The sequence below is a fragment of the Catellatospora vulcania genome (assembly GCF_009720385.1).
GTDB classification, from domain to species: Bacteria; Actinomycetota; Actinomycetes; order Mycobacteriales; family Micromonosporaceae; genus Catellatospora; species Catellatospora vulcania.
In genome coordinates this window covers 1-21,959 of record NZ_WARX01000017.1, presented here as the reverse complement: position 1 = coordinate 21,959, position 21,959 = coordinate 1, and the positions used below count along the sequence as shown (strand labels likewise).

Sequence of the window (21,959 nt, the reverse complement as noted above, 5' to 3'; positions counted from 1 at the left end):
GGAAATCTCACGATCACACGGCGTGTCGACACGTTTACGGCAAGTGGCGGCACACGGGGTCGAACCGCGTGCCGCCACCGCCTGTCAGCGGGGTGGTTCCAGTCGCCACACGCGCAGGGCCGGACCGTCGCCCGGCAGGGTCAGCCGACCCGTGCCGTCCGGTTCGAGGTCCGTAGCAGCGAAGACGCCGACAGCCCGCGCGCCCAGGGCAAGTGAGACATCCTCACCGGCCGCGCGCGAAGCCGCCACCAGAAGTGCATTCTGCTCCGATTCCCGCAGGTAGACCATGGTATCGCTGGTCACATGCAGCCAGCGCAGCCCGCCGTGGCGCAGCGCCGGTTCCGCGGCCCGCAACCCCAGCAACTCCCGGTAGGCCGCGAGCGTCTGCTCGTCGCGATCGGCCGGCCGGCGCCAGGGCATCGGGGTACGCGCGTTCTCGCCGTTCCAGCCGGTCAGGCCGAACTCGCTGCCGGCGTACACCATGGGGGTTCCCGGCAGCGTGACCTGCATGCCCAGCGCGACCAGCTGCCGGGCTGCGGAGCCGGTGACGGTGCGGATGCGGGCCGAGTCGTGCGAGTCGAGGATGTTCCACGAGTGGATCAGCGACCGCCAGGACACCCGCGCCGCGAACGCCCGCATGGTCGCGTGGGTCGCCGTCCCGTCCCGGCTCGGCACGTCGCCCGGGGTGCCGAAGAAGTTGGGCAGGCCCGGAGCCTCGCCGCGCAGCCAGGCCCAGACCGGGCGGGTGAACCCGAGGTAGTTCATGGCCCCGTGCCAGCCGTCGCGGTCCAGGTCGCCGGTGGCGTCGTGCATGTGCTCGCCGACCAGCATCGCCTCGGCGGGCAGGGCCCGGCGGATCAGCGCGGCCACCTCGTGGGCGTCGTCCTGCGCGCCGCGGCGGCCGGTCATGTTGGCCACGTCCACCCGCCAGCCGTCGAAATGCACCAGCCAGCGCCGCAGCACCGCGGTCATCCGCTGCCGCACCAGCGGGCTCGCCCAGTTCAGCTTCGGCAGGCTCCTGACCCCGCACCAGGCCTCGTAGTCGCCGGTCTCGGGATCGAAATAGAACATCTCCCGCTCAGCGGAGTCCACATCGGAGGACGCGTCGGTGAACCACTCATGGGCGTCGCCGCAGTGGTTGGAAGTGATGTCGCCGATCAGCCGCATCCCCCGCGCGTGCACGGCCTCGGCCAGCCGGGCCAGCGCCGCATCCCCGCCCAGCAGCGGATCCACCTCGTCGAAGGTGGAGGCGTCGTAGCGGTGGTTTGACCGGGCCGGGAAGACCGGGGTGAGGTACACGGTGTTCACGCCCAGCCCCTGGATGTGGTCCAGGTGCTCGGCGATGCCGTCCAGGTCGCCGCCGAACAGCTGCTCGGCGGTGCCCGGCCCCTGCCCGATGACCTCGTCGCGGTCCCACTCGCGGGGCAGCGCCCAGTCCGGCAGGTCCAGCGCCGCCATCGGTTTCGCGTCCGCCGCGCGGGCGAAGCGGTCCGGGAAGATCTGGTACAGCACGGCGTCGGCGGACCAGGCCGGGGGCGCGTCGTACGCCACGGCCCGGAAGTCGGTGTCGTCGGGCAGTTCGTGCTCCACGACCCCGCCCGCGGTCAGCCAGTACGTGTCCCCGGCCGCCGTGCGCAGGTGGAAGCGGTAGTTCGTCACCGGGTTGCGCACGGTCAGCGCCGCCCGCCACCAGACGTCGGTCGCGCCGTACCCGCCGACCGCGGCGCCGGTCCGATCCGGATCCACCTCTGCCGCGACGAACGACGGCTCCCCGTCCGGCGTGCTCCGCACGTGCACCGCGCTGACGTCCGCCGCGACCGGCACCCGCACCCACACGGTGACCACGTCGCCCAGCCCCGGTGCGGTGTCCGAAATGTAGAGCGCCGAGCCGTCATGATGCGGCTGTTCGATGAGACGCATTGTCGCGCCATCCTTCCGTTTTCAGAGGATGTCGACGTTTCAGCCCGCAGTCCCGTCACCGGAACCCGAGGTCGCGACACTGCAGCTACTGCTACTGCTGCCCCACCCCCACCGTGTTGATCATGAAGTTGTGGCGACGACACACCGTCGAGCCGTGCCATAAGTTCATGATCAACGCGGCGAAAGGGTCAGCCCTTGACTGCGCCGGCGGTGAGGCCGCTGACGATGTATTTCTGGAGCCAGAGGAAGAGGCTCACGGTGGGGATGGCCGTCAGGAGGGTGGCGGCGGCGAACATGCCGAAGTTGGCGTCCCGCTTGTCGGTCAACATGCCGTACATGCCTACCGCGAGGGTTTTGGCTTCGGTGTCGCGGAGGAAGACGTTCGCGATGAGGAACTCGTTGATGGTGCCGATGAAGGAGAGCATCGCCGTGACCGCGAGCACCGGGCCGACCAGCGGCAGGATGATGCGGAAGAAGGTCTGCACGTGCGACGCGCCGTCCATGGTGGCCGACTCGTCGATCTCCTTGGGCACCGTGTCCAGGTAACCCTTCATCAGGTACGTGTTCACGCCCAGCGCGCCGCCCAGGTAGAGCACCAGCAGGCCCCACGGCTTGTTGAAGCCGAACGTCGGGTAAAGCTCGGTGACCTCGGTGAACACGATGAAGATGGCCACGATCGCCAGGAACTGCGGGAACATCTGGATGAGCAGGATGGACAGCAGGCCCACCCGGCGGCCCCGGAACCGCATCCGGCTGAAGGCGTACGCCGCCGCCACACTGATCAGCAGACCGGCGAAGGCCGAGATCAGCGCGATGATGACCGAGTTCAGGAACCACTTGGTGAACGGGTGGTCACCGGTCAGCAGGTCCACGAAGTTCTTCAGGCTGGCGCCCTCCGGGATGAGCCCGGTGGAGCCGAGCGTGCCCAGCGGGTTGATCGCGGCGGACACCACGAACAGCACCGGGAACAGCGCGAACGCGCAGACCACCAGTACCACCGCGTAGCGCCAGCCGACCTCTCGGAGCCACTTCACGAGTACACCTCCTCCTGCGCCCGGCTGCGCCAGAACGCCACCGTGGAGACCGTGGCCACGATCGCGAAGATGAACACCGAGATGGCCGCGGCGAAGCCGAAGTCGGCCACGCCGGAGTCGAAGCCAGCGACCCGGTACGTGTAGCTGATCAGCAGGTCGGTCGCGCCGACGGTGCTGTTGTCGATGGCGTACGGCCCGCCGTTGGTGACCAGCTTGATGTTGTTGAAGTTGTTGAAGTTGAAGCCGAACGACGAGATCAGCAGCGGGGTCAGCGCCACCAGCACCAGCGGCAGGGTGACCCGCCGGAAGCCGGCCCACGCGGACGCGCCGTCGATGCGGGCCGCGTCGGTCAGCTCCCGCGGCACGGCCTGCAGCGCACCCGTGATCACCAGGAACATGTACGGGAAGCCCATCCACAGGTTGATCACGATCAGGCCGAGCCGGGCCGTGGTCGGCGTGCCGAGCCAGTCGTGCACCCCGAACAGCTTGCTGATCAGTCCGAAGTCGGTGTTGAACATGTCCCGCCAGATCAGCAGCATGGCGAAGCCCGGCATGGCGTACGGCAGGATCAGCATGATCCGGTAGAACTTCGTGCCGCGCACCCGGGGCGAGTGCAGCGCCAGCGCCACGATCATGCCGAGTGCGAACGTCGTCGCGACCGCGCTGAGCGCGAAGACGAAGTTCCAGATCAGCACGTTGAGGAAGTGCCCGGAGATGGTCGGGTCGGTCAGCGCCTTGGCGAAGTTGGCGAACCCGACGTCGACCTTCCAGCCCTGGTCGAGGTGCTTGCCCTCGGCGTCGACGAAGTAGCCCTCGACCTCGTCGGCGACCCACCGGCCGCCGCTCGGGCTGGTCACGCAGTCGCAGGCCGCGTCGTAGGACTTGTCGGCCTTGCCCTCGAAGGCCCGGCTCAGGCCGGTGGCCTTGACGGCGCCGCCCGCGGTCGGCACCGAGAACGCCGCGATCTCCGCGTCGCGCTCGGCCGCCTGGGCGGTCGGGATGACGGTGTACCCGGCGGCGGACAGCACCTTGCCGGTCAGTGACACGTCGGCTCCGGCGACCGGGGACAGGCCGTCGGCCGTGCCCGCCTGGACCGCCTTGGTGGCCGGGTCGACCAGCAGGAACACCATCTTCCCGTCGCTCTCGGCGATGGTCAGGTAGTACTCCGGGGAGCCCGGAACCTGGGTCACCGAGCTGGTCTCGATGGCCCGGATCGCCTCGTCCTTGGTGCCGCGGTGCCCGTCGCCGAAGTTGGTGAAGGCCGTGATGAAGGTCAGCACGATCGGCACGATGGCGAACGCGATGAGGAAGATCGTGCCCGGCACCAGGTACTTCGCCGGGATGTGGCGCGGGGTCAGGTAGAGGTAGGCGACGAGCGCCGTGACGACGCCGACGACGCCCAGGGCGGTCCAGGCCTCCGTCTGGATCAGCGGCGGGAGCGCGTAGATCAGCAGTGCGGCGACGATGCCCAGCACCGCGATACGCGACACGATGAAGCCGGTGGACACCTCGCGGGTGCGGCGGACCTGCTCCGCATCACCGCGCCGTCCACCCCGGGAGCGCTGCTCGGGGGCCTGCCCGGACGACCCCGGGTGCGGGGAGCTCGCGCTCCCCGCACCCGTCACCTCAGTGGTCATGAGGCAGGACTACTTGTTGATCTCAGCGGTGATGGTCTTCGCGGCGGCCTCGGCCGCGGTCTTGGCGTCGCCGCCCTTGACCACCGCCACCTCGGCGTTGGCCATCGGGCCCCAGATCGCGCCCATGGCCGGGATGGCGGGCATCGGGATGCCGTTGGCGCCGGCCAGCACGAACTTCTCGGCGTTCGGGTCCAGCGACTTCACGGCGTCGGCGGCGGCGGTCAGCGCCGCGGGGCGCGGGTCGGCGTTGTAGAGCGCCAGGGCCACGTCCTTGTTGGTGACGTAGTTGGCCACGAACTCCTGGGCCAGCACCTTGCTCTTGCCCTTGGCCGCCACGTAGAACGCCTGCACGCCGAGGAACGGCTTGGCCTGCCCGCCGGCCGCGAAGCCGGGGACGGCGGTGATGTCGTACGCGAAGCCGGCCTTCTTGACGTCGTTCATCGACCACGGGCCGGAGATCAGGAACGCGCACTTCTTCTGCACGAAGCTCGGGATGCCGTTCTCGTTGCCGATCGAGGTCTTGATCGCGCCCTCGCCCTTCTCGCCGAGCGCCTTCATCTTCTCCAGGGCGGCGATCGACTCGGGGGTGTTCACGGTGACCTTGGACGGGTCCGGGTCACCGGAGGCGGTGGTGCCGAACAGCGAGCCGCCGGCCGCCGAGAACAGCGGGTACGTGTGGTACACGTCGCCGGCCGCCCCGAACGGCACGCAGAGGATCTCCTGGACCTTCTTGGCGGCCTTGAGCTCCTTGCCGGTCTTGATCAGGTCCTCGATCGTGGCCGGGGCGGTGGGCACCAGCTCCGTGTTGCGGATCAGGGCCACGTTCTCCATCGCGTACGGCGCGCCGTAGATCTGTCCGTTGAAGGTCACGGCCTTGATCGCGTTCGGGTGGAAGGCGGCCTTCTGCTCGGCGGTCAGCTGCACCGGGTCGATGGCGCCGTTCTGCACCATGTTGCCGATCCAGTCGTGCGCGCCGACCATGATGTCCGGGCCGCTGCCCTGCTGCGAGGCGGTGATGAAGGTCTGCTGCTGGTTCTCGCTGATCTCCTTGACCTCGACCGTGACGCCGTTCTCCTTGCCGAACGCCTCGGCGAACGGCTTGAGCACGGGGGCCCGGGTCGGGTCGGTCCACAGCACGAGCTTGCCGTTGCCCTTGTCCTTGCTGGGGGTGGCGGCCGGCTCGTTGGTCCCGCCACAAGCCGCGACACCGAGCATCAGCAGCCCGGCGGCGGCGATCACACCCGCGGTACGGATGCGCATGAGCACTCCTTCGAGAAGGGTCACGCAGGTGACCCGGGGGTGCCGCGCGGGCGTATCCACGCACCCGTGCGGCGGAGAGGGGTCGACGCATCACCGTTCCTGGAAGGTCTTCCAGAATCGGTGACGCACCACAGCACCCCGTTGCCGGGGTTGTGATGGGTGTTACAGAGTTTGTTGCCGGGAGGTTAGCAAGCCTTTGCAAGCAATGGAAGACCTTGCAACGTGCCCATATCAACATGCGGCTGTCTTCGGCTAGAGTGCCGCCATGCGCGCACGACTCTCTGACATCGCCCAGCAGGCGGAGGTGAGCGAAGCCACCGTCTCCCGGGTGCTGAACGACCGGCCCGGCGTCTCCGCCGACACCCGGCAGGCCGTGCTGACCGCTCTCGACGTGCTGGGCTACGAGCGCCCCGCCCGGCTGCGCAAGCGCAGTGCGGGCCTGGTCGGCCTGGTGGTGCCGGAGCTGGACAACCCGATCTTCCCGGCGTTCGCCCAGATCATCGAGACGACCCTGGCTCAGCAGGGCTTCACCCCGGTGCTGTGCACCCAGACCCCCGGCGGGGTGACCGAGGACGAGTACGTCGAGATGCTGCTCGACCGGCAGGTCTCCGGCATCGTCTTCGTCTCCGGCCTGCACGCCGACTCGACCAGCGACCCCGAGCGCTACCGCAAACTGCTCGCCCGCCCGCTGCCGATCGTGCTGGTCAACGGCTACGCCGAGAACATCGAGGCGCCGTTCATCTCCTGCGACGACCGGGCCGCCGGCGAGCTGGCCGTGGCCCACCTGGTGGCGCTCGGCCACAAGAAGATCGGCCTGATCTCCGGCCCGGACCGCTACCTGCCGGTGCAGCGCAAGATCGAGGGCTACCGGACCGCCATGCGCCGCCTGCTGAACCTCAGCGACGCGCAGATCAACGAGATGATCTCGCTGTCCCTGTTCGGCGTGGAGGGCGGCGACGCCGCCGCATCGCGCCTGCTGGACAAGGGCGTGACCGGTTTCGTCTGCGGCTCGGACCTGATGGCGCTGGGCGCGATCCGCGCGGTGCGCCAGCGCGGCCTGCAGGTGCCCACGGACGTCTCGGTGGTCGGCTACGACGACTCGCCGCTGATCGCCTTCACCGACCCGCCCATGACCACGCTGCGCCAGCCCGTGCGGGCGATGGCCGTGGCCGCCGTCCGGGCGCTCGTGGACGAGATCAAGGGCCACCCGGCGCCCCACTCGGAGTACATTTTCCGGCCCGAGTTGGTCGTTCGGGGGTCCACCGCCGCCCACAGCGGGTGACCCTGCGTCAGTATGACGATTGAAACTTTCTGAAATCCTCTGCTTGACTCTTGCGCAACTTGCACGACATCCTTCATGGGTCCTCACGGCGTTCATAGCCCGCGAGACGCTCGCTCCTGGAGGAAAACATGCGCCGCAGCAGCAGCGCCGCAGCCGTCATCGGCGCGGCGGTCGTGCTGCTCTCCGGCGCCTGCGGCACGGCCGGCGAGAAACCGCTCTCTCAGCCGGTCGCAACGGCCTCCCCCGCCGCTGAGCAGCGCGTACACGATCCCTCCGGGGTGCTGGTCCACCTGTTCCAGTGGCCCTGGGCGGACGTGGCCGCAGAGTGCCCCGCGCTGGCCGCGGCCGGGTACACCGGCGTGCAGCTCTCCCCACCGCAGGAACACGCCGTGCTGCCCGGCCACCCGTGGTGGCAGGACTACCAGCCGGTCTCGTACACGCTGACCAGCCGCCGCGGCGACCGGGCGGCGCTGGCCGCGATGGTCGAGACGTGCCACCGCGCGGGCGTCAAGATCTACGCCGACGCCGTGGTCAACCACATGACCGCTCAGGCGGCCGGGACCGGCTCGGCAGGTACGGCGTTCACCCACTACACCTACCCGGACCAGCCCGCGGGCAGCTTCCACACGCCGTGCGCCGTGCAGGACTACGGCGACCGCGACCAGGTGCAGCAGTGCGAACTGCTCGGCCTCGCCGACCTCGCCACGGAGACCGAGCCCGTGCGCTCGCGCCTGGCGGCGTACCTGAACGACCTGCTGTCGCTCGGGGTCGACGGGTTCCGGATCGACGCGGCCAAGCACCTGCCCGCCGCCGACCTGCGCGCGATCCTCGACCTGCTCGACCGCCCCGCCGTGGTCTGGTCCGAGGTGCTCTACAGCCCCACCGAGCCGATCCAGCCCACCGAGTACCGCGACCTCGGCGCCACCCTGGAGCCCCGTTACGCCGACACGGTGAGCCGGGCCTTCCGCAACGGCACGCTGACCTCGCTGGCCGACCTCGGCGCGCAGACCGGCTCCCCGTTCACCGACCTGCTGCCCTCCACAGGCTCCGTGGTGTACGTCGACAGCCACGACTCGCAGCGCAACGGCAGCACGCTCACCCACGCCGACGGCCCGCTGCACACCCTCGCCGTCCAGTTCATGCTGGCCTGGCCCTACGGCACCCCGCTGGTGATGAGCAGCTTCGCGTACGACGGCTTCGACGACGGCCCGCCCGCCGACGCCGCCGGCCGCACCCGGTCCGTGGTCTGCGACGGCAAGGCGTTCGTCTGCGAGCACCGGCTGCCCGCGGTCCGGGCACTGCTGTCCTGGCGCGAAGCGGTCGGCGACGCCCCGGTCACCGCCTGGTGGGCGCAGGGCGACGCGCTGGCCTTCGCCCGGGGCAGCGGATACTTCGTGGTGAATCGTGCGCCGACGCCGATGACCCGCACCTTCGAGACCGGCCTGCCGGCCGGCCGCTACCGCGACGTGGTCTCCGGGCAGACCGCCGACGTGGACGGCGCCGGCCGGCTCACCCTGACCGTCCCGGCCACGACGGCCGCGGCCCTGCTCCCCTCATGACCGACAGACCGCGCAACCGCTCATGCGCCACCCTTGGAAAGGACTGCCAGTGACCACGCAGGCAAACGACGACTGGTGGCGCGACGCCGTCGTCTACCAGATCTACCCGCGCAGCTTCGCCGACGCCGACGGTGACGGCACCGGCGATCTGCAGGGCGTGCGCGGCAAGCTGCCGTACCTGCGCGAGCTCGGCATCGACGCGGTCTGGCTGAGCCCGTTCTACACGTCGCCACTGGCCGACGGCGGTTACGACGTCGCCGACTACCGCGACGTGGACCCGCGGTTCGGCACGCTGTCCGACTTCGACGACATGATGAAGGACGCCCACGCGCTGGGCATCCGGATCATCGTCGACCTGGTCCCCAACCACTCCTCGGACCAGCACGCCTGGTTCCAGGAGGCGCTGGCGGCAGCCCCCGGCTCGGCCGAGCGCGAGCGGTACATGTTCCGCGAGGGCAAGGGCGAGAGCGGCGAGCTGCCGCCCAACGACTGGGAGTCCATCTTCGGCGGCCGGGCCTGGACCCGGGTGCCCGACGGCCAGTGGTACCTGCACCTGTTCGCCCCCGAGCAGCCCGACCTGAACTGGGAGAACCCCGAGGTGCGCGCGGAGTTCCGCGACGTGCTGCGGTTCTGGCTGGACCGGGGCGTGGACGGGTTCCGCATCGACGTCGCCCACGGCATGATCAAGGAGGCCGGGCTGCCCTCGGTCGGACGCTCGTCCGACGACGGCGGCCGCCAGGTCGAGATGCTGGGCAGCGAGCGCCTGCCGTACTTCGACCAGGACGGCGTGCACGACATCTACCGCGAGTGGCGGCCCATCCTGGACGAGTACCCGGGCGGCCGGATGGCCGTGGCCGAGGCGTGGGTGGAGTCCGCGGAGCGGCTGGCCCGCTACATCGGCCCCGACGAGCTGCACCAGGCCTTCAACTTCGACTTCATGATGGCCGACTTCGACCCGGCGTCGTTCCGCGCCATCATCGACAAGTCGCTGGCCGAGGCTGCCCTGGTCGGCGCCCCGACCACCTGGGTGCTGTCCAACCACGACAAATTCCGCCACGTCACCCGGTACGGCGACGGCGATCTCGGCCTGCGCCGGGCCCGCGCCGCCACCCTGCTGATGCTGGCCCTGCCGGGCTCGGCGTACCTCTACAACGGCGAGGAGCTGGGTCTCAACGAGGTCCTCGACCTGCCCGACGAGCTGCGCGAGGACCCGTCGTTCCTGCGTACCGGGGAGAGCCGCGACGGCTGCCGGGTGCCGCTGCCCTGGGGCGGCACGGCGGCCGAGGGCTTCCGGTTCAACCCGGACGGCCTGGGCACGCCGTGGCTGCCGCAGCCCGCGAAGTGGGAGGCGCTGACCGCCCAGGCGCAGGAGTCCGACCCGGACTCGACGCTGAACTTCTACCGGGCGGCCCTGCGCCTGCGCAAGGAGCTGCCCGCGCTCGGCGGCGGCACGGTGACCTGGCTGGACGCACCCGAGGGTGTGCTCGCCTTCAGCCGCGACCCCGGCGTCGTGGTCGTCGTCAACATCGCCGACCGCGCCGTCGACCTCGCCGAACTGAACCTGACCGGCGACATCCTCCTGTCCAGCGGCCCCCTCCACCCCGACGGCCACCTCCCCCCCGACACCACCATCTGGCTCACCACCTGACCCTGAACCGCCCGGCCGCCCGGCCGGACCCAGACCGCAAGTCTTAAAGAGTCGCGGGGGGGGGGGCGGGGGCGCAGAGGCCAGCGGTAGAATATTTAGGGGGAGGGGGGGGGGGGGGGGGGGGGGGGGGTGGGGGGGGGGGGGGGGGGGGGGGGGGGGGGGGGGGGGGGGGCGCGGCCCCCGGCGGGGGGGGGGGGGGGGGGGTGCGGGTCGGGGAGGATGAGGGGGTGGTGGCTGTGGTGGGTTGGGTGCAGCGGATGACCGAGGACGTCGGCGCCCGTTATGACGCGATGGTGGACCGGGCTCGCAAGCGGTCCGCCGCATTCGACCACCTGTGGCGGATGAAGGAGCGCTACGCCGACGTGCTCGCCGGGCGGCTGGCCGCGGCCATCGCCTACTACGCCTTCTTCGCCGCGTTCGCACTGGCCATGGTGGCGTACGCGGTGCTGGTCAAGGTCTTCTCCGGGGACGCCGAACTGGTGGCCGAGGTCGACCGGTTCCTCACCAACTACTTCCCGGCGATGAACACCGAGCAGCTGCGCACCGCGGCCGGCTCCATCGGCACCGTCGGTCTGATCAGCCTGGTGCTGGCCGGGATCGGCTGGGTGGACGCCTGGCGCTCGTCGCAGCGCGCGATCTGGGGGCTGGACCAGCACCCGGGCAACTTCCTCGTGCTGCGGCTGACCGACTTCGGCATGCTGCTCGCGCTGGGCCTGCTGATGGGCGTCTCGCTGACCGCGATCGACGGCCTGGCCACCCTGTTCGACCTCATCCCGGGCACCAGCGGCGCGTTCTGGCTGAAGGTGACGTCGTACGCGGTGGCGGTCCTGGTCAACGCGATGATCGGATTCGCGCTGGTCACGGTGCTGCCGCGGGTGCACATGACGCCCCGGCGGCTGCTGCCCGCGATCGGCATCATCGGGGTGGGCTTCACCCTGCTCAACGAGTTCGGCAGGTACTTCGTCCAGCGCACCGAGAACAACCCGGCCTACGTCGCGGTGGCCGCGTCCGTCGGTCTGCTGTTGTACCTGTACCTGTTCAACCAGATCGTGCTCTGGGCGGTCTCCTACGCGGCCACCTCCCCCAACGGCAAGGTGTTCGACCTGGCCTGGGGCCGCCCGCGCAAGCACCACCTGGAGTGGGTGCCGCCCGGCGACATCGCCAGGGCCGAGGCGGAAGCCGTGGCGGCGGAGACCGCGGACGACGCCGCGGAACGGGCCGCCCGGCAGGAGGCGCCGGACGACTCCGACGCGCCGGATACGCCGAACACCCCCGAAAAGCATCGCGAAGCTCGATGATGGTCGCGTGGGTGCACTCGTGACTTTGGAGCTGCCGGCCGGAGCGCCGCAGCTCGACCTTCCCTGGATCATCACCTTCGGGCCGCTCGACGACGACGAGGAGTGGGAGCCGGTGGTGTGCGGGCCGTATGAGCGCCCGCACGCGCTCGCGCTCGCGCAGCACGTCGTCGCCGACGAGGACCTGATGGCGGTCGTCGAACCGCTGCTGCCGGCCACCTCGCTCGAACAGATCCGCGCGGAGATCGCCAACGCGCAGGACCTGGCCGCGCAGGAGGCCGACGAGATCGACGACGTGCTCGACGACGACACGGACGACGACGAACACGACCATGACCACGACCATGACGACCACGTGGTCGAAGCCCCGAGCGCCGACGAGCTCAAAGCGGGCTTCGCCCGTATCGGCGCCCGCCTCACCGCCCCCTGACCCACCACCAGGCGGGTCCAGCTCTGCACTTTCGGGGAAACTGCGCGAACGATGACCTCGTTTCGCACAGTTTCCCCGAAACTGCAAACGATCTTGGTGGGGGAAGCGCCGCGCGGGTGCGGGGGTCAGCCGCGCAGCGGGTAGGCGCGGATGGGCTGCCAGCTGCCGCTGCCGTTGTGTTCGTAGCGGGTGAAGTGGTCCACGTCGAAGCGGGCCGAGTAGTCGGCCATGCGGTCGAAGACGTCGTCGAGGGCCGGTTCCGGCACGTCGTGGCCGATGGTGACGTGCGGGTGGTACGGGTGCGCCAGGTCGCGGGCCAGCGGACCGGTGCGGATCGCGCCCGCCAACTGCTCGCACTCCCCGATCCCCGTCGCGAGCGCCACGAACACCACCTGGCTGACCGGGCGGAAGGTGCCGGTGCCGCGCAGCTGGATGGAGAACGGCGCGTTCCGCTCAGCCACGCTCAGCAGCAGCTCGTCCATACGGCGGTCCAGGTCGGCGGAGACCGGCAGCATGGTCGGGCCGAGAAGCGTGACGTGCGAGGGGATCAGCGCCGCGAGCGGGTCGCCGGTGGACGCGCGGGCCGCGTCGAGTTCGGCACCCCACGGTTGCGGGATGCCGATCGCGATACCGATGGTGCGTTCCACCGACGCCTCCAAAATTCGCCTGGCGCCTGCGGCGCCAGACTGACTCCAACCTGCCGGCGCCAACCTGTGCCGGCTAGTTCCTGCCGGCTGCCGCCGGCAGGAACCCGATCTTGTCGTAAACCGTAGCCAGCGTCCGCACCGAGACGGTACGGGCCTTCTCGGCACCGATGACCAGCAGTTTGTCCAGTTGCGCGGGGTCGTCGAGGTACTCCTGTGTCCGCTGCTGGAACGGCGTCACGAACTCCACCACCACCTCGGCGAGGTCCTTCTTGAGGTCACCGTACCCCTTGCCGGCGTATGCCTCGACCAGCTCGGGGATCGGGCGGCCGGCCAGCGCGGAGTAGATGGTCAGCAGGTTGCTCACGCCCGCCTTGGCCTCGGGGTCGAAGATGATGTCGCGGCCGGTGTCGGTGACCGCCGACTTGATCTTCTTGGCGATCTTCGCGGGCGGTTCCAGCAGCTCGATCAGGCCGTTCGTGGTCGACGCCGACTTCGACATCTTCGCGCTCGGGTCCTGCAGGTCGAGGATCTTGGCGGTCTCCTTCACGATGTGCGGCTGCGGCAGCGTGAAGGTCTTGCCGAACAGCGTGTTGAAGCGCCCCGCCAGGTCCCGGGTCAGCTCCAGGTGCTGGCGCTGGTCCTCGCCGACCGGCACCGAGTCGGCCTGGTAGAGCAGGATGTCGGCGGCCTGCAGGATCGGGTAGGTGAACAGGCCCACGCTGGACCGCTCCGCCCCCTGCTTGCTCGACTTGTCCTTGAACTGGGTCATCCGGCTGGCCTCGCCGAAGCCGGTGATGCAGCTCATCACCCAGCCCAGCTGCGCGTGCTCGGGCACGTGCGACTGCACGAAGATCGTGCAGCGGGCCGGGTCGAGCCCGACGGCCAGCAGCTGCGCCACGCTGACCCGGGTGCGCTCGCGCAGCAGCTTCGGGTCGTGCCCGGCGGTGATCGCGTGCAGGTCGACCACGCAGTAGAACGCGTCGTGCGTCTCCTGCATGCCCACCCAGTTGCGCACTGCGCCCAGGTAGTTGCCCAGGTGGTATGAGCCGCCGGTCGGCTGGATCCCGGAGAGCACCCGGGGCTTGCTGTGCTGGGTCGCGTCGAAGGACATGGGGGCCATTCTCCCACCCGGATGATCCGTCCACGAACCTGGGAACCGGCAGCCGGTGGCGGGACTCACTAGAGTCGCCGAGACAACGGACCGGGGAGACCATGACCGCGCAGGACGAGCTGGGTGAGCTGTACCACGCCGGGTACCGCCGGCTGGTGGCGCAGGTCTACGCGTTCACCACGGACCTGACCGAGGCGCAGGACGCCGTCCAGGAGGCGTTCGCCCGCGCGCTGGCGCGGCGGCACGGCCTGAGCGATGTGGACGCGCCGGAGGCCTGGCTGCGTACCGTCGCCATCAACGTGGTGCGCCGCCGCTGGCGTCGTCGCCAGCTGCTGGACACCATCCTGCTGCGGGAGCGGCCGCTGACCCGGGTGACCGCGGCCGCGCCGGAGCCCGACAACACCGATCTGCGCGCGGCGCTGGCTGCCATCCCGAGCCGGTACCGCGAGGTCGTCGTGCTGCACTACCTCGCCGATCTGCCCCTGGACGAGGTCGCCGAACTGCTGGAGGTCCCCGTGGGCACGGTCAAGTCGCGGCTCTCCCGGGGCCGGGACGCGCTGCGCGGGCTGCTCGACGACGTCGAGGCGCCGCCGCTGGAGCAGGTGCGGGTCCGCGCCGGCAAGATCAAGGCCCGCCGCCGTACGGCGCAGGCCGCGAGCGCCGCCGCGGTCCTGCTGATCGCCACCGTGGGGGTGTTCCAGCCCTGGCGGCCGCAGCTGCCGCCGGACCAGACCGCCACCTCGCCCAGCGCCGCCGTCACCGCCCCGCCCGCACCCGTGTACTCGGGCTCAGGCTCCGGATCCGGCCTGGTCATCGACGGCATCTTCAACCCCGCCACCGCCCCGGACGTACCCGGCTCCATCACCGAGTTCGAGCTGGCCGGCGGGGCGGGCTGGCTGCGCGCCGCGTGCTCCAGCCGGGAGCTGCCGAGCTGCAGACCGACTTTCGCCCGTACCGGCGACGGCGGCCAGACCTGGCAGATCGTCACCGATGGCGGCGCGAAGCCGCCGGTCCCGCCCGGCGACCCCGGGTTCACGGTCACCTGGGCCGCACGCGGGCGCACCCCGTCCGGCCTCGCCTGGGCGGGCGGCCTCGACGGCGGCACGGCCTACCTCGCCTCGACCAGCGACGGGAAGTCGTGGCAGCGGCACCCCCTGCCCGGCTCGGCGGGCGCCGACCGGGTCACGGCCACCCTGCGCGGTGAGGACGTGCTGGCGTTCGCCCTGAAGAACAACAAGATCATCGCCGTGTACGCGGGCCGCGTGCCGGTCCGCGTCTCCGCCGGGGCGGGCTTCGCCCCCGTCGGCGAGCCGGTCCACCTGCCCGACGGCCGCATCCTGGTGGCCGGGCCGGAGAGCCGGTTCTACGTCAGCGGCGACCTGGGCGCCACGTTCACCCCCGCGGGTGGCACCCTGCCGACGGTCGGCGAGCTGCGCGCCACCTCCGACGGCTACGTCGCGCTGGACCTGTTCCGCGCGGGCTGGGTGGCCGTATCCACCGACGGCCAGTACTGGCACAAACTCCCCATCCGCTGACCGCCCCTCGGCCCACCCACCGCGCCGAAGGAAGGGCACCTTCCCATCGCTATACGTAGAAGAAGGTGCCCTTCCCAACATGCGCTTCGGCGATGATCGCCGTTTCGGGTCAGAAAGTGTGCTCCGACTCCACTTTCCGACCTGAAACAGCGATCATCAGCGGGCAGCGGCCAGCAGGCGGCCGGTCAGGCCGGGTCGGGTAACGGGGCCGGGTCCACGGGGATCGGCTCCACCGGGGCCGGGTCCACCGGGGTGAGCCGGACGCGGGCGACGCGGCGGCCGTCCAGGGCGAGCACGGTCAGCTGGTACGCCTCCACCATGGCGCTGTCCCCGGCCGCGGGCAGCCGGCCGAGCGCGCTCATCAGGAACCCGCCCACCGTCTCGTACGGCCCGGCGGGCAGCGTGATGCCGGTGCGCTCGGCGAAGTCGGCGAGGTTGAGCATGCCGTCGACCTCGTCCGGCATGGGGCCGCCCGGGGCGTGCGCGGCGGGGGTGTCGTCGTACTCGTCGTGGATCTCCCCGACCAGCTCCTCGATCAGGTCCTCGAGGGTGACGATGCCCGCGGTGCCGCCGTACTCGTCGACGACGACGGCGATGGTGTGCCGCTCACGCCGCATCTCCGACAGGGCGGCGAGCACCGGTTTGCTGGCGGGCAGCCGCTTGATCTCCCGGGACAGCTCGCGCACCGGCCGGTCCGGCCGCTCGTCCCAGAGCAGGTCCCGCAGGTGGACGAAGCCCACCACGTCGTCATGGCTGCCGTCGGTGACCGGCAGCCGGGTGTGCCCGGCCTCGCGGGCCTCGGCGATCGCCTCCGCGACGGTCATCTCCACCGCGAGGAACCACACCTCGGTACGCGGCACCATCACCTCGCGCAGCGTGGCCGCCGAGCGCGACAGCGCCTTGCTGATGATGTGCCGCTCCTCCGGGTCGAGCGCCGTGTTCACGGCGATCAGCTCCCGCAGCTGGGCCTCGGTGATCCGCTCGCGCCCCGCGGTCGCCTCGACTCCCAGCACGCGGCTCGTCCAGCGCGTCAGCGCGTCGGCGGCCCGTACGATGGCCGGTGCCACGGCACGGGCCATCCGCCCGGGCGGACGTAACCGGGGCTCCCGGCGGCGCGGCTCGCGGCCATGGGTATCCCGCTGGCGGGGGGTGTTCTGCCGGGGCACGGACATGGGCGCATATTAGCGTTCCCGGATAACCGTTCTCGCATGACGAGCGGCACAGGCAGGTGGGGGACCGCGATTTCCGGGATTTCGCGGCAGCCTGACGGGGGGCCGACAGCCCACCGGGGACGTTGGAGCCTGTTGCTTTATGTTTGAATGTGATGAGATAGCGATACGACACGACCGCCACGGCGCGGGCTAGGCTGGCCCGCACCAGCAGTTCGAGGAGCGTCTTACATGAAGGTACTGGTCACCGGGGGCGCCGGATACGTCGGCAGCGCCGTTGCGCGGCTGCTCGTCGACGCCGGCCACGAGGTCGTCGTGCTCGACGACCTGTCCCGCAACGACGCGACCCAGGTGCCCGCGGGCGCCCGCTTCGTCCAGGCGCGCATCCACGACGCCGCCACCGTGCTCACCCCCGACGCCGGGTTCGACGCGGTGCTGCACTTCGCCGGCCTGATCTCGGCCGGCGAGTCGATGTCGCAGCCCGAACTGCACTGGGACAACAACACCCTCGGCTCGCTGGCGCTGCTCAACGCGATGCGCGCGGCCGGGGTCAAGCGCCTGGTGTTCTCCTCCACCGCCGCCACCTACGGCGACCCGTCCGAGCTGCCGCTGACCGAGACCGCGATCACCAAGCCGGTCAACACCTACGGCGCGACCAAGCTCGCCGTCGACATGGCCATCGCCTCCGAGGCGCACGCGTACGAGCTGGCCGCGGTCAGCCTGCGCTACTTCAACGTGGCCGGCGCGCTGGTGCTGCCGGACGGCTCGATGATCGGCGAGCGGCACGACCCGGAGACCCACCTGATCCCGATCGCGCTGCAGGTCGCCGCCGGGCAGCGGGACAAGCTCGCCATCTTCGGCGACGACTACCCGACCCCGGACGGCACCTGCATCCGCGACTACATCCACGTCGGCGACCTGGCCCAGGCCCACTTGCTGGCGCTGGAGGCGGCCCGCCCCGGCGAGCACCGCGTCTACAACCTGGGCAACGGCACCGGCTTCTCCTGCAAGCAGGTCGTCGACGCGGTGCGCGAGGTCACCGGGCACCCGCTGCCGGTCGAGATGGCCCCGCGCCGTCCCGGCGACCCGGCCGAGCTGGTCGCCTCGTCGGCGAAGGCCAAGTCCGAGCTGGGCTGGACGCCGGTGAAGACCGACCTGCGCGACATCGTCGCCGACGCCTGGACCTTCTTCCAGAGCGGCCTGTGATGACCGTCGACCAGGGCGTATGGGCCGCGCCGGGCCGGATCAACCTGATCGGCGAGCACACCGACTACTGCGACGGCTTCGTGCTGCCGTTCGCGCTGCCGCAGCGCACCGTCGTGACGGCGACCCGGCTGGACCGTCCCGAGTGGACCGTCACGTCGACGCTGACCGGTGAGACGGTCACCTTCGACCTGTCCGAGCCGGTCACCGGCTGGGCCGCGTATGTCGCCGCCGTGGTCTGGGTGCTGCGCGAGGCAGGCCACGAGGTGCCGGGCGCGCGGCTGTCCGTCGACTCCGACGTGCCCGGCGGGGCCGGGCTGTCCTCGTCGGCGGCCCTCGAATGCGCGGTGCTGTCGGCGCTGGCCGACCTCGGCGGCCTCGACATTCCGCTGGAGCAGCGGCCGCTGCTGGCCCAGCGGGCCGAGAACGTGTACGTCGGCGTGCCCTGCGGGGTGATGGACCAGTCGGCCTCGACGCTGTGCCGCGAGGGGCACGCGCTGTTCCTCGACTGCCGCAGCATGGCCACCGAGCACGTCCCGCTCGACCTGGCCGGTCAGGGCCTGGCCATCCTCGTCATCGACAGCCGCGCCCCGCACCAGCTCGTCGACGGCGAGTACGCCGCCCGCCGCGCCGCCTGCGAGCGGGCCGCCGAACTGCTCGGCGTCCCCGCGCTGCGCGACGCCACCCTCGACGACCTGACCCGGCTCGACGACGATCTGCTGTTCCGCCGCGCCCGCCACGTGGTCACCGAGAACGCCCGCGTCCTCGACACCATCGCCCTGCTCCGCGAGGGCCGCCTGCGCGAGATCGGCCCCCTGATGACCGCGTCGCACGCCTCGATGCGCGACGACTTCGAGATCACGGTGCCCGAAGTGGACGAAGCCGTCGAGACGGCCCTGGCCGCCGGCGCGTACGGCGCCCGGATGACCGGCGGCGGCTTCGGCGGCTGCGTCCTGGCCCTGGTCGAAGCCGAAAAGGCCGCCACCGTGGCCGAAGCCGTCACCACCGCCTTCGCCACCCGCGGCTTCAACCCGCCCGCCACCTTCCTCGCTCTCCCCTCCCCCGGCGCCCACCGCCTCTCCTGACAAAGTCAAAGGAAGGGCACCTTCTTAACGCTCCGCGTTATAGAAGGTGCCCTTCTTAACGCGGTCAGCGCAGGAGCCCTGGTCACGGCAGCGGCCGGAGGCTTCCGGCACACACGGGCGTGCCGCGCCGCCCCGCGAGCAACCGTCCGCGTGGGGCGCGCTCCCGTCGACACGGACCGGCCACGGCAATCCTCCCGGCGCCGACGGTTCCCTTCCCGACACCACAGTGGACGGTCTTGCGGGCATGCGGCAGGATGCCGCGCATGGCTTCCGCGGAACGCAACGTCTACCTCGACCAGGTCGTGGCCCAGTCGGCACAGCTCGAGCAGGACCTGCGGGTCAAGAAGGCCTCCCCGGCCCAGGCCCCGGCACCCGGCGGTGGCGGCGACACCAGCAACCGGGCCCGGCGCAGCGCCGCCGACGCGGCCACCACCCCGCCCACCGCCGTCGACGTACGCGTCACCGGCTTCGGCCCGTGGAAGACCGTCCTGGTCCCGCCGAACGCCTTCGTCGTGCACACCCGGCGCGGCCGCGACAAGCCCCTGCACCTGGGCCTCGGCACGTCCTTCCGGTACCGGTCGGCCACCGACTCCTACCTGGTGGTGCCCGGCACCATGCAGACCATCCTGCTCAACGCCTTCTGCATCTGCCGCGAACTGCAGGGTGTGCTCGTCCAGGCGTACGTCCAGTGGATCGTCCAGGACATCGCCACCGCCTACCGCAAGCTCGACTTCGGCGACGCCTCCGACCCGATGCGCCTGGTCAACCTCCAGCTCAAGGAGCAGGCCGAAGCGGCGATCAAGGACAAGGTCGCCACCATGAGCGTGCACGAGGTGCTCAGCGACAAGCAGCCCATCATCGAGGAGCTGACCGCCCGGCTGCGCGGCGTCGCCGAAGGCGCCGGCGACAGCGACACCGGCCTCGGCCTGCGCATCGTCACCGTCCAGATCAAGGAGGCGGTGGTCACCTCCGCCCGGCTCTGGGAGAACCTGCAGAAACCGTTCCGCTCCGAGCAGGGCCAGCTCGCCCGGCTCGCGGAACTCGGCGCCCAGGAGATCATCACCGGCCGGGAACTGGCCTCCCAGCGCCTGGACCAGTTGCAGCGCCTGGAGAACGACCGCGAACTCGCCGACCTCAAGGCCCGCAACAACGCCGCCGCGTTCGACCGGGACGCCGCCGAGCGGCTGCGCCGGGGCGAGCGCGAGCAGGCCGACGCCCGCGCGCTGGCCAGCCAGGCCAGCGAGACCACCCTGCACGAGCTGGAGCTGGAGCAGCAGCGGCACGCTCAGGAGACCGAGATGCGCCGGCTGCGCCTGGAGCTGGAGCAGACGCTGCAGCGCCTCACCCTGGACCACGAACTGGCCGTCGCCCGCGACCGCGCCGATCAGTCGCACGCCGCCGCCCTGCTGGGGCTGGAGCGCGACCGGGTCAGCCAGGACATCGCCAACGGGCGCTCACCCGAGGCGGTGCAGGCCGAGCTGATCGCACGGCTTCCGGAGATCGTCGCCAAGCTGCCCAAGCCGGACGAGCTGCGTACGGTCAACCTGTCCGGGGCCGACGGCGGCAGCCTGTCCGGGATCGTCGCCGAGCTGGCCGCCGCGGTCACCGCGATCCGCTCGGCGGTATCGTCGCGCGAATGATCGCCTGGGTGAGCCCGTCCGACGCCGCCTTCGGCGCGGTGGCGGAGCTGTTCGACGACTACCGCGCGCACTACGGGCAGCAGCGGGGGTACGGCGCGACCCGGCAGTGGCTCCAGGACCAGGCGACGTCGTCAGGTTTGCGGATCAGCGCGGCCTTCGCGGAGGGGCGTCCATGCGGCCTGCTCACGGCGTTGGTGGTGCCCGCCTCGCTCACACTCGGCACGTTCTGGATGATCCGCGACCTGTACGTGCCGCCGGCGCACCGGGGCCGCGGTCACGCCCGGGCGCTGCTGACCGAGACGGTGTCACAGGCCCGTGCCGTCGGGGCCCGGCGCGTGGCACTCCAGACGGAGACCGCCAACACCGCCGCCCTGGCCCTGTACGCCGGTCTGGGCTTCGCGCCCGTCGACGGGTACGTGTCGCTCAACCTCGGCTTATGACCCTGAGGCTCAGGCTTATGACCCTGAGGTTCACCAGCCAGGATGTTCCGGGCGCTGGTAGCCGCAGGGAGCTTCGCCGAAGGCGTCGTAGACCTCAGCAGAGTAGGCCGACTCGCACATGACGCTGATGCCCTGGTCGTGCACGGCCACGCTGAACGGGGCCTCTTCGAGCTCCTGCTCGGTGACGACCGTCAGCGTCTGCCCCGGCAGCAGCCAGTGATCTGTTCCCCAGGGTTCCACGAACATGCACTGCATGGCGCTGGTCTCGTTGCTCACCTTCAACTTGGCCACTCACGTACCCTGACCAGCCCTCACGTCCCCGCGCTGACCCGGAAAAGCGAAGATCGCCGTCTCGTGTCACTTCGTGGGGTGTGACCCCAGCTCATGACACGAAACGGCGATCTTCAGCCGCCGACCGAGTGGTCAGGCGGCTTCGATGATCATGCCGGCGGCGACGGTGCGGTTGGTGGCCTCGTCGATGATGATGAACCCGCCGGTGGTGCGGTTCCGCCGGTATTCGTCGGCCATCAGCGGGATCGTGGTGCGCAGTCGGATCCGGCCGATGTCGTTCAGCCCGAGCTGGGTGGCCGTCTCGTCCCGGTGCAGGGTGTTGACGTCGAGCCGGTATTGCAGGCCCTTGACGATCGCGCGAGCCGTGCGGGTGGTGTGCTTGACCGCGTACTTCGCGCCGACCGTCAGCGGCCTGTCGTCCATCCAGCAGACGAGGGCCTCGATGTCCTGTGCCGGGGTCGGGGTGTTGTGCGGTCGGCAGATCATGTCGCCGCGGGAGATGTCGATCTCGTCTTCGAGCCGCACAGTCACCGACATGGGTGGGAACGCTTCGGCGACGGGCCCGTCGGCGGTGTCGATACCGGCGATGCGCGTGGTCATCCCGGAGGGCAGGACCATGACCTCGTCGCCGGGCTTGAGGATCCCGGAGGCGACCTGTCCGGCGTAGCCGCGGTAGTCGGTGACCGTCGTGGACTGGGGCCGGATGACGTACTGGACGGGGAACCGGACGTCGACGAGGTTGCGGTCGGAGGCGATGTGCACGTGTTCCAGGT

General features: G+C 70.7%; 19 protein-coding genes. 10 read left to right on the top strand and 9 right to left on the bottom strand.

What is annotated here, in order from left to right; genetic code table 11:
* Nucleotides 1-84: 84 nt before the first annotated feature.
* From F6W97_RS31985 to F6W97_RS31970, 4 genes are all read right to left on the bottom strand, one after another.
* Complete coding sequence (locus tag F6W97_RS31985) at nucleotides 85-1,920, bottom strand: glycoside hydrolase family 13 protein (protein ID WP_155374291.1); 1,836 nt, start codon at nucleotides 1,918-1,920, stop codon at nucleotides 85-87.
* A 188-nt stretch (nucleotides 1,921-2,108) separates the two neighbouring features.
* A complete protein-coding gene (locus F6W97_RS31980; RefSeq protein WP_155374290.1) occupies nucleotides 2,109-2,954 on the bottom strand; it encodes a sugar ABC transporter permease in 846 nt (281 codons plus the stop codon).
* A complete protein-coding gene (locus F6W97_RS31975) occupies nucleotides 2,951-4,591 on the bottom strand; it encodes an ABC transporter permease subunit (RefSeq protein ID WP_155374289.1) in 1,641 nt (546 codons plus the stop codon). Before F6W97_RS31975 ends, F6W97_RS31980 begins: the two co-directional genes overlap by 4 nt.
* A 9-nt stretch (nucleotides 4,592-4,600) precedes the next feature.
* Complete coding sequence (locus F6W97_RS31970) at nucleotides 4,601-5,851, bottom strand: sugar ABC transporter substrate-binding protein (RefSeq protein WP_155374288.1); 1,251 nt, start codon at nucleotides 5,849-5,851, stop codon at nucleotides 4,601-4,603.
* 265 nt (nucleotides 5,852-6,116) lie between these two features.
* On the opposite strand from F6W97_RS31970, the gene F6W97_RS31965 reads away from it, so the two are divergent.
* From F6W97_RS31965 to F6W97_RS31945, 5 genes are all read left to right on the top strand, one after another.
* The gene (locus F6W97_RS31965) at nucleotides 6,117-7,133 is read left to right on the top strand and encodes a LacI family DNA-binding transcriptional regulator (protein ID WP_120318021.1); all 1,017 of its coding nucleotides are present in this window, start codon (nucleotides 6,117-6,119) and stop codon (nucleotides 7,131-7,133) included.
* A gap of 128 nt (nucleotides 7,134-7,261) precedes the next feature.
* On the top strand, nucleotides 7,262-8,692 hold the full coding sequence (locus tag F6W97_RS31960) for an alpha-amylase (RefSeq protein WP_155374287.1): 1,431 nt from the start codon (nucleotides 7,262-7,264) through the stop codon (nucleotides 8,690-8,692).
* A gap of 22 nt (nucleotides 8,693-8,714) precedes the next feature.
* Nucleotides 8,715-10,340 carry a glycoside hydrolase family 13 protein gene (locus F6W97_RS31955; protein WP_155374286.1) on the top strand — a complete coding sequence of 542 codons (1,626 nt, stop codon included), beginning with the start codon at nucleotides 8,715-8,717 and terminating at the stop codon, nucleotides 10,338-10,340.
* Between the two features lie 227 nt (nucleotides 10,341-10,567).
* Nucleotides 10,568-11,638: a YhjD/YihY/BrkB family envelope integrity protein gene (locus F6W97_RS31950; RefSeq protein WP_230687148.1), complete on the top strand. Its 1,071-nt coding sequence runs from the start codon at nucleotides 10,568-10,570 to the stop codon at nucleotides 11,636-11,638.
* A gap of 7 nt (nucleotides 11,639-11,645) precedes the next feature.
* Nucleotides 11,646-12,065, top strand: coding sequence for a hypothetical protein (locus F6W97_RS31945; RefSeq protein WP_155374285.1), 420 nt, complete (start codon nucleotides 11,646-11,648; stop codon nucleotides 12,063-12,065).
* A 125-nt stretch (nucleotides 12,066-12,190) separates the two neighbouring features.
* Here F6W97_RS31945 and F6W97_RS31940 read toward each other — a convergent pair whose 3' ends face one another.
* A complete protein-coding gene (locus F6W97_RS31940; protein ID WP_155374284.1) occupies nucleotides 12,191-12,712 on the bottom strand; it encodes a 2'-5' RNA ligase family protein in 522 nt (173 codons plus the stop codon).
* Nucleotides 12,713-12,785: 73 nt separating this feature from the next.
* Nucleotides 12,786-13,823 carry a tryptophan--tRNA ligase gene (gene trpS / locus F6W97_RS31935; RefSeq protein ID WP_155374283.1) on the bottom strand — a complete coding sequence of 346 codons (1,038 nt, stop codon included), beginning with the start codon at nucleotides 13,821-13,823 and terminating at the stop codon, nucleotides 12,786-12,788.
* Nucleotides 13,824-13,924: 101 nt separating this feature from the next.
* On the opposite strand from trpS, the gene F6W97_RS40270 reads away from it, so the two are divergent.
* Entirely contained in the window at nucleotides 13,925-15,358 is a 1,434-nt protein-coding gene (locus F6W97_RS40270; RefSeq protein ID WP_196279418.1) for a sigma-70 family RNA polymerase sigma factor, read from the top strand.
* A 185-nt stretch (nucleotides 15,359-15,543) separates the two neighbouring features.
* Here F6W97_RS40270 and F6W97_RS31925 read toward each other — a convergent pair whose 3' ends face one another.
* Complete coding sequence (locus tag F6W97_RS31925) at nucleotides 15,544-16,437, bottom strand: hemolysin family protein (RefSeq protein ID WP_155374493.1); 894 nt, start codon at nucleotides 16,435-16,437, stop codon at nucleotides 15,544-15,546.
* A gap of 321 nt (nucleotides 16,438-16,758) precedes the next feature.
* Here F6W97_RS31925 and galE point away from each other — a divergent pair, with 321 nt between their 5' ends.
* From galE to F6W97_RS31905, 4 genes are all read left to right on the top strand, one after another.
* Entirely contained in the window at nucleotides 16,759-17,733 is a 975-nt protein-coding gene (galE, locus tag F6W97_RS31920) for a UDP-glucose 4-epimerase GalE (RefSeq protein ID WP_155374282.1), read from the top strand.
* A complete protein-coding gene (gene galK, locus F6W97_RS31915) occupies nucleotides 17,733-18,815 on the top strand; it encodes a galactokinase (RefSeq protein ID WP_155374281.1) in 1,083 nt (360 codons plus the stop codon). The genes galE and galK overlap by 1 nt, the downstream gene beginning before the upstream one ends.
* Nucleotides 18,816-19,078: 263 nt before the next feature.
* Entirely contained in the window at nucleotides 19,079-20,455 is a 1,377-nt protein-coding gene (locus tag F6W97_RS31910; RefSeq protein ID WP_155374280.1) for an SPFH domain-containing protein, read from the top strand.
* Complete coding sequence (locus F6W97_RS31905) at nucleotides 20,452-20,895, top strand: GNAT family N-acetyltransferase (protein ID WP_155374279.1); 444 nt, start codon at nucleotides 20,452-20,454, stop codon at nucleotides 20,893-20,895. The genes F6W97_RS31910 and F6W97_RS31905 overlap by 4 nt, the downstream gene beginning before the upstream one ends.
* Before the next feature lie 30 nt (nucleotides 20,896-20,925).
* Here F6W97_RS31905 and F6W97_RS31900 read toward each other — a convergent pair whose 3' ends face one another.
* A complete protein-coding gene (locus F6W97_RS31900) occupies nucleotides 20,926-21,186 on the bottom strand; it encodes a hypothetical protein (protein WP_155374278.1) in 261 nt (86 codons plus the stop codon).
* A 132-nt stretch (nucleotides 21,187-21,318) separates the two neighbouring features.
* Nucleotides 21,319-21,959 (bottom strand): elongation factor 1-alpha C-terminal domain-related protein (locus F6W97_RS31895; RefSeq protein WP_407924628.1); only part of this gene is annotated, 641 nt, incomplete at its 5' end.